Origin of the sequence: Phenylobacterium sp., assembly GCF_036723115.1 — a bacterium.
GTDB lineage: Bacteria > Pseudomonadota > Alphaproteobacteria > Caulobacterales > Caulobacteraceae > Phenylobacterium.
In genome coordinates, this window is sequence record NZ_DAIMHV010000001.1 from 69,882 (window position 1) to 79,906 (window position 10,025).

Here is a 10,025-nt window from a genome sequence, read left to right on the forward strand (position 1 = left end):
ACGGCGCCCTGCGGGCTCACCTGAAGCTGAAGTTCGATCGGCCCCAGGGCTGTCTGGCCCGTCAGCGGCAGGAGGACAGCGCCCGACTCGCCGCATCGCGCCTCGCCCTCCAGCTGAAATCCGGGCGAGGCCTGGTCCTGCAGGGTGATCTCGCCGACGACCACTAGCCCCCGGGCGGCCTTGCAGCCCTCAGGGCCGAAGGTCAGGTTCACGCCGCGCGCCTCCAGCCGACCGTCCAGGCCCGAGGCCGGGGCGAGAAGCGCCAGCGGCGCGGCGCCGCTCAGGCCGAGCACGCGCGTCTCGCCGCGGCCCAGCACCAGACGGGCGCTCAGGCTCCCGCCGCGCACGGAAAACCGGCCCTGGCCCAGCAACAGCCCTAGGGGATTGGCGCGCAGCTGGACATCGCCCAGCGGCACCGCCCCGAGCCGCGCCTGGACGAGGCGGCCTGACCAGATGGTCCCGCGCACCTCGGCGGCCGTCAGGCCCAGGGCCGCGCCCCGGCCGCCCCAGACGAGGCTCAACGGCGCCAGCGCCACGAGGGCGATCAGCAGAGCCGCCATGAAGACCCCGACCAGCACGGCCGGACGGCTGAGGGCCTGCGGTCTCACCGGGAGGCCTCGGCCAAGGTCAGATCGGCCTGCACGCGGCCGGCCTCGTCCTTGAGCAGGGTGAGATGGACGACCTGGATTCCCTGCTCCGTCTGCAGGGCCAGCAGCCAGGGCGCCAGGGCCTTGGCCGGTCCCGTCACCAGGGCCTGGAGACCCGCCTCCCCCTGCTCCAGACGCGAGACATCGAGCCCCGCGGCGAGGGCGGTGGTCTGCACGGCCTCGTCCAGGGCGGTGGTCCTGGCCGGGGGGGCTGAGGCTTGCGCCAGCGCAGCGATGTCGGCGGCGAGCGCGCGCACCACCGCCTCATCGGCGCGGGCCTGGACGAGCCGGCCGCGGGCGGCCTCGGCGGCGGCGGCGAGCGGCGCCAGCAGCAGAAACCAGACGGCCAGGCCCGCCGCCAGCAGGCCCATCAAGGCCAGTAATCCCTGTTCGCGCCGGCTGCGCGACGTCCACCAGGCCAGCATCAGCGCGCCCCCAGGATGAGATCGACCACGACCCGGCCGCCCACGTCGCGGAACCCCTCGTCGCGCAGGCTGAGCCCGGACTGGCGGGCCTGGGCGGTGAGCCGCTCCAGGTCGGAATGGGCCGGCAGGCTGACGGCGGCGCGGGCGGTTCCGTCGGGCATCAGGATGAAGTTCTCCAGTTGAGCCTGGGGCATGGGCTCCAGGACCGCGTAGATCTGCGCCAGCAGGCCGGCTCCGCCGCCTCCGGCGGACATGGCGAGCGCCCGGTGGCGGGCCTCCACCTGGGCGGCGGGGTCGGTGAGCGCCTCGCCGGGGGGCAGGAGGCTGGCGGCGAGCTCGGTGGTGCGGGCCTCGACGTCCTGGGCCTCGAGATGGTCGCTCATCGCCTGAGCGCCGGTGAGCAGGACGGGGCTGATCAGCACAAGGGCGCCCAGGATCGCCAGGCGACGCAGGTCCCGGGGCCGCAGCTGTTCCCGGCGCGCGGGATCGAAGGCGCCTTGCAGCAGGTTGAGGCCCGGGGCCTGGGCGCCCTGAGCCAGGAGGCGCTCGGCGGCCTCGGCGCCCAGGCGCTCCACCGCGGCCTCGCCGATCACGGCTTCCACCAGGACGGGCTCGCCCGACACCGCCAGCCGGGCGCCGCGGGCCGCCCAGCGGTCGCCCAGATCAGCCAGCCTCACCCCCTCGCCGCTGGGCGGTGGCGGCAGGGCCAGATGATCCGGAATGACGACATCGGGCGAAACGCCGTGCCGCCGCGCCTGGTCCAGCGCGGCCTGGAGCCGGGAGGCGGCCAGGACGCAGGCGGCGCGCTCACCGGTCTCGTCCGGAGGCCCCAGGGCCAGATGGAGGGCCTCGCCGGCCTGGGCCAGCTCATCCTGCAGGCTGAGCAGCGCCGCGGCGCGGGCCTGGGCCTCGCTGGCGCCCGTGGGCTTCAGCCAGCGCACGGAGGTTTCCGCGCCGGGAATGACCAGGACGGTGCGCATGGGGGTGAGCGCCGAGGCCTCCTGCACCGGCAGGATTCCCCGGCCGACGATGGAGCCCAGCTCGTCCACCAGCAGGTAGCGCGGCTCAGCCTCGGGCGTGGCCCCGGCGATGACGATACGGGTTCGGTTCATTCGTCCAATGTCCATCGGCGGGCGACCAGGCGAACCTGGCCGGAGGGATCGACTTCCAGAAGGCCGGAGGCGGTCACCTCGGCGTCCAGGTGGGTCACTTCGGTCTGCAGGGTGAGATAGGCGGGGCGGACCGCGATCTGGCTCGGATCGGCAGGCAGGCTCTCTTTCACCAGCGGGTCCATCCAGAAGCCCGACTGCGACCAGCCGCCGGCCGGGCGCCGGGCGATGAGCTGGCGGCCTGCGGCCACAGGCGCCCGGCCCTCGGTGAGCATGGTCACCAGGACCGCATCGGCCTCCGACAGGGCGTTCACATTCACCGGCGACAGCCGACTGGTGGGCAGGGCGCACACATGGGGCCGAAGGCGGGCATAGATGTCGGGAGTGAAGCCGCGGATGGCCCGCAACTCGCTGACCTCGGCCAGCAGGACGCCGGCCGTCCGATAGGGCGGATCGCCCGCCATATAGGTCTCCTCCTCCGCGCCGCCGGGTTCGCGGACCCCGTCGCTGTCGATCCAGTCGGCCAGCGCCGCGCCCAGGGCTGCGGCCTCGCCGGGCGCGATCCCCAGCGCCGTCGCCAGGGCTTCGAACTGGGCCAGGCCCTCGGGCCGTCGGGAGAGCACCTCCCCGACCCCCTGGACCACGCTGTTGAGGTTGAAGCAGGTGGAGCCGTCGGCCAGACGCGTGCGGATCATCCCCTGGTCCAGGGGAAACTCCACCACCTGTTCACGCCAGACCAGCTCGGCCTGTGTGGCCTGGCGCAGCAGGGTCTCCACCTGGCGCGCGGCGAGGGTTTCGGCGCCTAGGGCGTACCAGCGGCCCTGGCCCACCGCCTCGGCGTTGGCCGTTCGCCGCAGACCAAAGCGGATGTCGTCCAGCACCACGGCCGCCAGGGTCGCCAGCACCGCCACCAGCAGCAGGACGGTCAGCAGAGCCACGCCCCTTTCGCTGGTCTTGGGGAAGGCGGTCACAGCACGCCCCCCGGCAGCAGGACCAGCTGACGGATGTCGCCGAAGGTCGCGGTGCGCACGTCCAGACGCACCGCCTGGGGCAGGGGCCGCAGCGGCGTGCCGGCCCAGGCCGGCGCCCACTGACCGTCAGCATAGAAGGCCACCTCCACCGCCTCGACGCCTTCGAGCAGGACCTGCGGCTCATCCAGGCTCGCCCCGTCCAGGGCGCGGCGCACCCGCCGTTCCAGCCGGTCGGCCACCAGCCGGTATTCGACATACTGCAGGGAGGGTCGTGGCGCCGCGTCGGGGTTATCCCAGCCCCGGCGGACAAAGCCCAGCAAGGGCGCGCCTGCGACCGCCCCCCCGGTCAGGGCCGGGGTGGAGACGCCCCCCTCGGCCCGCGTGCGCCGGTCGGCGGCCTGCTCCAGATCGGACTTGATGAGCGCCCGGGCGCTCTGCAGCCGGGCCAGGGCCTCCATGCGGCGGCCCACCACTTCGCGATTGTCGGCGGCGAAACCCAGGGCCGCCACCCCGGCCGCCGAGAGCAGGGCGAAGACCAGCAGGGCCACCATCATCTCCACCAGGGTGAAGCCCTTCATGCGCCCCCCCGGAAGACGGTGAGTTCGGCGGCGGTGCGCCCCTCTCCCAAGGGTGAGACCCGCACCTCGATCCGCAGCAGGCCGGCCCCGGCGTCGGCCCGGACCTGACGGCGCCAGGTCCAGCTGCGCTCGGCCATCTCCACCTGGCCCTCGGTCTCGCCCAGGGGCGGCGGGGCAGGGTCCGCCACAGCCTCGATGGCCACGGTCTCGGCCACCATGGCCGCCAGGGTCCGCGTCTCCAGCACCTGGGCGGTGCGGGTGTTCTCGCCGGCGAGATTGAGCAGGGCCAGGACCGCCAGGCTGAACACCGCCAGGGCCACCAGCATCTCGATCAGGGTGAAGCCGTCCTCAGCCGCCGGGCGCATGGATCCGCACCTCGCCCAGGCCATCCACCGAGACGGCCAGCCTGCGCCCCTCCCCCGCGATCACGAGGGTGGCGGGCTGGGACGCGCCCGTGGGATCGAACCGCACGGCCCGCACGGCCCCTGACCCCTCCATGGCCCAGCCCGTCCCCTCTCCCAGCTCCCGCCGGGCGAAGGGCGGCGCGGCCAGTTCTTCCCAACGACCGGCGCGCAGGACCCGGAAGTCATAGCCCCGCGCGTCGAGGCGCACCTCCACGGGACGGTTGACCAACAGGGCCTCTTCCCGCGCCCGCTGGAGCCGGACGGCCAGGGCCTCGGCCTCGGCGCGGACCTGGCCGCGACCATCAGGCGCCGTCAGAGCCACGGCCGTGCCCAGCAGGCCCAGTATGACGAGCACCACCATCAGCTCCACCAGGGTGAAGCCGGCCTCCGCCCTGCGCCGGGTCAGACGGTCAGTTCCAGTTGCCGATGTCGGCGCCATCACCCTCGCCCCCCGGCGCGCCGTCCGCGCCAAAGGAATAGACATCATAACGACCCTGCCGCCCGGGATTGGCGTACTGGTAGGGATTGCCCCAGGGGTCCTCGGGCAGACGCCGGATATAGCCGCCCTGGCGGTAACGATCGGGCCGGCTCAGCCCCGCCGGCGGCTCCACCAGGGCGCGCAGCCCCTGTTCGGTGGTGGGATAGGCGAGGTTCTCCAGCCGGTAGGTGTCCAGGGCCTGTTCCAGGGTGCTGATGTCGGCCTTGGCCTTTTCGCGCATGGCGCGGTCCTGGCTGGGCAGCACATTGATCATCACCACTGTGGCCAGCAGGCCGAGGATCACCACGACCACCATAAGCTCGACCAGGGTGAAGCCGGCCTCGGCGGCCGGCCGGCGCGGGGGAAGGTGTCTCATTGCGGCTCCAGGCGGACAGGCCTCACGAGAAGGCCAGGGTGTTGATTTGCAGGATGGGCAGCAGGATCGAGAGCACGATCAGCGCCACCAGCCCGCCCATGACGACGATGATGGCCGGCTCCAGCAGGCTGAGGGCCACGGCGGTGAAGGTGGCGAACTCCCGCTCCAGATATTCGGCGGCGCGGCTGAGCATCAGGTCCACCCGTCCGCTGTTCTCGCCGCTGGCGGCCATATAGACGAGCAGGGGCGGAAAGACGCCGACCTTGCGCATGGCGCTGGACAGGGCGCCCCCCTCGCGGATCATCTCGGCCATGTCCAGGGTCGCCTGACGCAGCACGTGATTGCGCACCGTGGGCGCGGTGATCAGCAGGCCCTCCAGTATGGGCAGGCCGCTGGCGATCATGGTCGAGAGGGTGCGGGCCAGGCGCGCGGCGTGCAGGTCGCGGATCAGGCGGCCCAGCAGAGGGGCGGCCAGAAGCGCGGCGTCGGCCTTCAACCTCAACGCCGGCCGTTGCAGCAGCCGGTAGGCGACGAGCGCCGCCACGGCCAGGACGGCCGCCAGGATCAGCCCATAGTCGGTGATGGCCGCCGAGGCGCCGATCACCAGACGGGTGAGCAGCGGCAGAGCCTGACCCATGGAGTCGAACTGGTCCACCACCTTGGGCACCACGAAGGCCATCAGGGCGATGATCACCACCAGGGCCGTGGCCGCCAGGACCAGGGGATAGACCAGGGCCGCGGTGACCTTGCCGCGCGCCTCCTGGTCCCGCTCCAGCAGGTCGGCGAGGCGCTGGAGGATGTCAGGCAGGGCGCCGGAGCTTTCGCCGGCGGCCACCATGGCGCGATAGAGAGGCGGAAAGGCCCGGCCCTGGCGGGCCATGGCCTCCGACAGGCGATACCCCTCCAGCACCCCGGCATGGACCGCGGTGAGCGCCGAGCGCGCCTGGGGCTTCTCCGCCTGGGCGGCGATGGTTCTCAGGCTCTCTTCAAGCGGCGCCACGGCGATGAGGGTGGCCAGTTGCCGGGTCACCAGGGCGAGCGACCGGGCGTCCAGCCGACCCCGCCCAAGGCTGAGGCCCGAGCGGGACGGACCGGCCGCGGCCTGGGCGGGCGCCAGGCGCACCAGAACCAGCTTGCGGCCTTCCAGCCGCGCGCGGGCGAAGGCCTCGTCGGGCGCCTGGACCTGGCCGGTGCGCGTCCGGCCGGCCAGGTCCAGGGCGACATAGTCAAAGCTCGCCAAGCTGACCTCCGTCCTGGCGACTGACCCTCAGGGCTTCCTCCACCGTGGTCAGGCCCTCGGTCACGCAGGCCCGCGCCTCCGCCGCCAGGGTCCCGCCGCCGTTGCGACGTGCCTGGGCGGCGATGTCGTCTTCGGAGGCGCCCTCGCTGATCATCCGGCGGATCTGGTCATCGACGCGGATCGCCTCATAGAGGCCGATGCGGCCCACATAGCCCGTCTGGTTGCAATGGCCGCAGCCCTGGGCGCGGAAGTGGGTGGCGCCCGCCGGGAGTCCGACCCGGGCGGCCAGGGTCTCGTCCACGGTCTCGGGGCGCCGGCAGTGCGGGCAGAGCCGGCGCACCAGACGCTGAGCCAGGATGAGGCGCACGGTGGAGGCCAGCAGAAAGGGCTCCACCCCCATGTCGCGCAGACGCGTCACCGCTCCGGCCGCATCATTGGTGTGCACGGTCGACAGCACCAGATGGCCTGTGAGGCTGGCCTGGACGGCGATCTGGGCGGTCTCCACGTCACGGATTTCGCCCACCATGACCACGTCGGGGTCCTGGCGCAGGATGGCCCGCAGGCCGGCGGCGAAGGTCATGCCCACCTTGGCGTTGACCTGGGTCTGGCCGACGCCCGGGACGGCGTATTCCACCGGGTCCTCGATGGTCAGGATATTGCGGCTGGCGTCATTAAGCAGGCCAAGCCCGGCATAAAGGGTGGTGGTCTTGCCCGAGCCGGTCGGCCCCGTGACCAGGATCACGCCATTGGGCTCGCGCAGGGCCGACTGGAAGGCCTCCAGCACCGCCGGGCGCATGCCCAGGGCCGGCAGGGGAATGCCCGCCTGCTCCTGGTCGAGGATGCGCATCACCACCCGCTCCCCGCCCCTCGACGGCAGGGTGGACACCCGCACGTCCAGGGCCCGGCCGCCCAGGGCGAGCGAGATGCGGCCGTCCTGAGGGGTCCGCCGTTCGGCGATGTCCAGGCGAGCCATGACCTTGATGCGGCTGACGATAAGGGGCGAAAGCCTCGGCGACAGGCTCAGAACCTCGCGCAGGACGCCATCAATCCGTAGGCGGATGATAAGCGCGGTCTCAAAGGGTTCGATGTGAACATCCGAGGCTCCGCGGCGGATGGCCTCGGCGATGACGCCGTTGATCAGCCGGATGATCGGGGCGTCGTCCTGGCTGTCGAGCAGGTCGGCGGCGGCGGGGATCTCCTCGGCCAGGCTGTCGAGGCCGCCGGGCATGTCCAGGTCCTCCGCGGCCCGGTCGCCCAGGCCGTCGCCGGCATAGGTTTCCGACAGGCGCCGCTCGAACTCCTGGCGGCTCAGACGCTCGATGGCCAGCGGCCGGCCCAGGACCCGGCGCGCCTCGGTCAGCGCCAGGGGATCGGCGCCTTCGCGCAGGCCCACCCGGGCCGCCTCGTCCAGGGCGAGCACCACCACCCCATGGCGCTTGGCGAAACCATAGGGCAGCAGCGGGGCGGCGGGCGGTGCGGCGGCGGTCATGGCGAGGGGGTCCACCGGCCTCAGCGATCCAGGGCCGGCGCGGGGACGGCGGTAAGCGGCTCGGCGCGCATATAGTCGCGCACCAGGGCGTCGAGCTGGCTCTGGTCGGCGCCGGTCTGTCCCATCTCGCGGTCGCGGATATAGGCGTAGCGCGGGCCGGTCAGGGCCTGGGCGTCGGCGGCGCTGGAGATGATGGTCGGACGGATGAAGACCATCAGGTTCCGCTGCACGTTCTGGCGCCCGGTGGAGCGGAAGAGGTTCCCGAGGATCGGCGCGTCCCCCAGGATCGGCGTGCGCTCCACGGTCAGGCGCCGGTTCTGGTCGAGCAGCCCCCCCAGCACCACGATGGCCCCGTCATCCACCGCCACGGTGGTGGAGATCTCCCGCTTGTCGAGGATGAGTTCGTTGAAGTTTTCGCTCACCGGGCCGGCGATGGAGGACACTTCCTGGCGCAGGTGCAGGGTGACCGCGCCGCCGGCGTTGATCTGGGGCCGCACCTCCAGCTGGATGCCCACATTCTGCCGCTGAACGGTGCGGAACGGATTGGTGTTGGAGTCCCCCAGCACCTCGCCCGTGGTGATCGGAATCTCCTGCCCCACCAGAATGGTGGCCTCCTGGTTGTCCAGGGTCATGACCGAGGGGGTGGAGAGCAGGTTCGATGTGGTGTCGGACTTCACCGCGTTGATAATGAAACCGAAGAGGGCGTCGCCACTGCGGCCATAGCCGCCGGTGATCATGCCCCGCGCGCCCAGCACAGATTGCAGCGCCGCCTGGCGCAGGGTCTCCAGGGCGGCGGAGTCCTCCGGCAGCGCCTGTTCACCTGCGGCCGCACCGGCGATGGCGAGCAGGTTGGGGGCGGCGTTGGAATAGTTGGTGGCGGCGAACGGGATGGACGAGCCGTTCTGGCCGGCGAGGGCGAACTGGACGCCCAGTTGCTTGGCCGCATTGTCCGACAGCTCCACCACGATGGCCTCCACCAGCACCTGGCGGCGGCGGGTGTCGAGCTGGCGGATCACCTCGCCCAGGACGCGCTGGGTGTCGGGGTCGGCGGCGATGACGATGGCGTTGGAGCCCGGATAACGGGCGATATTGGCCCGGCGCCCGGCCCCGCCTGCGGTCGTGGTGGTCTGACCGTCCACGGCCACAGCGCCCTCGGCGCCGGCCGGCGTCTGGCCCACCATCTGCTGAAGCACGGGGACCAGTTGGCCCGCATCGGCATGTTCGAGGTTGATCACCCGGACATCGCCGCTGGTCTCGGCCCGGCGATCGAGGTCGGCCACCACGTCGAGGAGCGGGCGGATAGCCTCGGGCTCACCGCGCAGGATCAGGGAGTTGCTGCTTTCGACGACGATCACCGAGACGATGCCGTTGCGGGCGGCGGGATCGGCGCCGGGCGGGTTGAGAAGCTGGTTGACCACCGCCCCGATCTCGCGGGCCGAACTGGAGCGCAGGGTGATGGTCTCGGTCTGGGTGCGGTCCTGGTCGATCTGGCCCAGAAGGCTGCGCACCCGGGCGAGATTGTCGCTGTAGTCGGCCACCACCAGCAGATTGCCCCGGGGGCTGGGCAGCACCACGCCCTGGCGGCCGATCAGGGGGCGCAGGGTTTCGGCGGCCGAGGCGGAATCGATGTTCCTCAAGCGGAAGACCTGGGTGCTGAACCCCGTGGCGCCGCCCAGGCTGGACGGCTGGGCGGCCACGCCGTCCTCCGGCGTCACCCGATAGACCCCCTGGCCGGCGGGAATGGCCACCAGACCGTTGGCCCGCAGGGTGGACAGCATGACCTCGAACAGTTCGGTCCGTGACAGAGGCTCGCGGCTAGTGATCGTCACCCGCCCCTGCACCCGGGGGTCGATGATGAAGGTCTGGCCCGTGGCGCGGGCCACGTCCTGGATGAAGACGCGTATATCGGCGTCCTGCAGGTTCAGGGTCTGCTGCTGGGCCAGGGCGGCGGCCGGCCCCAGCGCGACGGCGGGGGTGAGCGCCAGGGCGCAGGCGATGATCAGGCGTTTCAAGGCGGCGTCATCCGAAGGGTGGTCGTCAGGGTCTGGCCGCCGCGTTCATAGGTGACGTCCACCCGGTCGGCGGCGGCGAGGATGCTGGGCAGTTCGGAGAGCCGTTCGCGGGAGAGCTCCGAGCCGTCGACGGTGAGCAGGACGTCCCCCGGCGCCAGGCCGGCCTGGGCCAGGATGGCGGCGCCCTGACCGCCCCGCGGCATGACGGTGTAGCCGGCCGGCCGGCCGTCCTTCATGCGCGGCGCCAGGGCCATGGCCGCGGCCAGCTGCGCGCCGCTATGAGCCGGGCGAGGCGC

Annotated in this window: 12 protein-coding genes; all 12 read right to left on the reverse strand. The window is 72.3% G+C overall.

The features are described 5' to 3' along the window. Window positions 1-608 (reverse strand): type II secretion system protein N (gene gspN / locus V7D28_RS00305; protein ID WP_333585346.1); only part of this gene is annotated, 608 nt, incomplete at its 3' end. After that, a complete protein-coding gene (gene gspM, locus V7D28_RS00310) occupies window positions 605-1,072 on the reverse strand; it encodes a type II secretion system protein GspM (RefSeq protein WP_333585347.1) in 468 nt (155 codons plus the stop codon). The genes gspN and gspM, both read right to left, overlap by 4 nt. After that, the gene (gene gspL, locus V7D28_RS00315) at window positions 1,072-2,184 is read right to left on the reverse strand and encodes a type II secretion system protein GspL (RefSeq protein WP_333585348.1); all 1,113 of its coding nucleotides are present in this window, start codon (window positions 2,182-2,184) and stop codon (window positions 1,072-1,074) included. Before gspL ends, gspM begins: the two co-directional genes overlap by 1 nt. Then, window positions 2,181-3,119, reverse strand: a complete 939-nt coding sequence (gspK, locus tag V7D28_RS00320) for a type II secretion system minor pseudopilin GspK (protein ID WP_333585349.1) — start codon at window positions 3,117-3,119, stop codon at window positions 2,181-2,183. The genes gspL and gspK overlap by 4 nt, the downstream gene beginning before the upstream one ends. A gap of 29 nt (window positions 3,120-3,148) precedes the next feature. Then, window positions 3,149-3,730: a type II secretion system minor pseudopilin GspJ gene (gene gspJ / locus V7D28_RS00325; RefSeq protein ID WP_333585350.1), complete on the reverse strand. Its 582-nt coding sequence runs from the start codon at window positions 3,728-3,730 to the stop codon at window positions 3,149-3,151. Beyond that, window positions 3,727-4,095, reverse strand: coding sequence for a type II secretion system minor pseudopilin GspI (gene gspI / locus V7D28_RS00330; RefSeq protein WP_333585351.1), 369 nt, complete (start codon window positions 4,093-4,095; stop codon window positions 3,727-3,729). Before gspI ends, gspJ begins: the two co-directional genes overlap by 4 nt. Then, a complete protein-coding gene (locus tag V7D28_RS00335; protein ID WP_333585352.1) occupies window positions 4,079-4,573 on the reverse strand; it encodes a GspH/FimT family pseudopilin in 495 nt (164 codons plus the stop codon). The genes gspI and V7D28_RS00335 overlap by 17 nt, the downstream gene beginning before the upstream one ends. Further along, window positions 4,545-4,988, reverse strand: coding sequence for a type II secretion system major pseudopilin GspG (gene gspG, locus V7D28_RS00340; protein WP_333585353.1), 444 nt, complete (start codon window positions 4,986-4,988; stop codon window positions 4,545-4,547). Before gspG ends, V7D28_RS00335 begins: the two co-directional genes overlap by 29 nt. 22 nt (window positions 4,989-5,010) lie before the next feature. Further along, window positions 5,011-6,228 (reverse strand): type II secretion system inner membrane protein GspF, encoded by a 1,218-nt coding sequence (gene gspF / locus V7D28_RS00345; RefSeq protein WP_333585354.1) that lies wholly within the window; start codon window positions 6,226-6,228, stop codon window positions 5,011-5,013. Then, window positions 6,215-7,717: a type II secretion system ATPase GspE gene (gene gspE, locus V7D28_RS00350; RefSeq protein ID WP_333585355.1), complete on the reverse strand. Its 1,503-nt coding sequence runs from the start codon at window positions 7,715-7,717 to the stop codon at window positions 6,215-6,217. Before gspE ends, gspF begins: the two co-directional genes overlap by 14 nt. A gap of 20 nt (window positions 7,718-7,737) precedes the next feature. Next, window positions 7,738-9,729, reverse strand: a complete 1,992-nt coding sequence (gene gspD, locus V7D28_RS00355) for a type II secretion system secretin GspD (protein WP_333585356.1) — start codon at window positions 9,727-9,729, stop codon at window positions 7,738-7,740. Then, a partial coding sequence (locus tag V7D28_RS00360) for a hypothetical protein (protein WP_333585357.1) occupies window positions 9,726-10,025 on the reverse strand: 300 nt, incomplete at its 5' end. The genes V7D28_RS00360 and gspD, both read right to left, overlap by 4 nt.

What these genes read in the sequence shown, in the direction of transcription:
- gspM (WP_333585347.1), bottom strand. Translation starts at nt 1,072, where the DNA reads ATGCTGGCCTGGTGGACGTCGCGCAGCCGGCGCGAACAGGGATTACTG.
- gspL (WP_333585348.1), bottom strand. Translation starts at nt 2,184, where the DNA reads ATGAACCGAACCCGTATCGTCATCGCCGGGGCCACGCCCGAGGCTGAG.
- gspJ (WP_333585350.1), bottom strand. Translation starts at nt 3,730, where the DNA reads ATGAAGGGCTTCACCCTGGTGGAGATGATGGTGGCCCTGCTGGTCTTC.
- gspI (WP_333585351.1), bottom strand. Translation starts at nt 4,095, where the DNA reads ATGCGCCCGGCGGCTGAGGACGGCTTCACCCTGATCGAGATGCTGGTG.
- V7D28_RS00335 (WP_333585352.1), bottom strand. Translation starts at nt 4,573, where the DNA reads ATGGCGCCGACATCGGCAACTGGAACTGACCGTCTGACCCGGCGCAGG.
- gspG (WP_333585353.1), bottom strand. Translation starts at nt 4,988, where the DNA reads ATGAGACACCTTCCCCCGCGCCGGCCGGCCGCCGAGGCCGGCTTCACC.
- gspE (WP_333585355.1), bottom strand. Translation starts at nt 7,717, where the DNA reads ATGACCGCCGCCGCACCGCCCGCCGCCCCGCTGCTGCCCTATGGTTTC.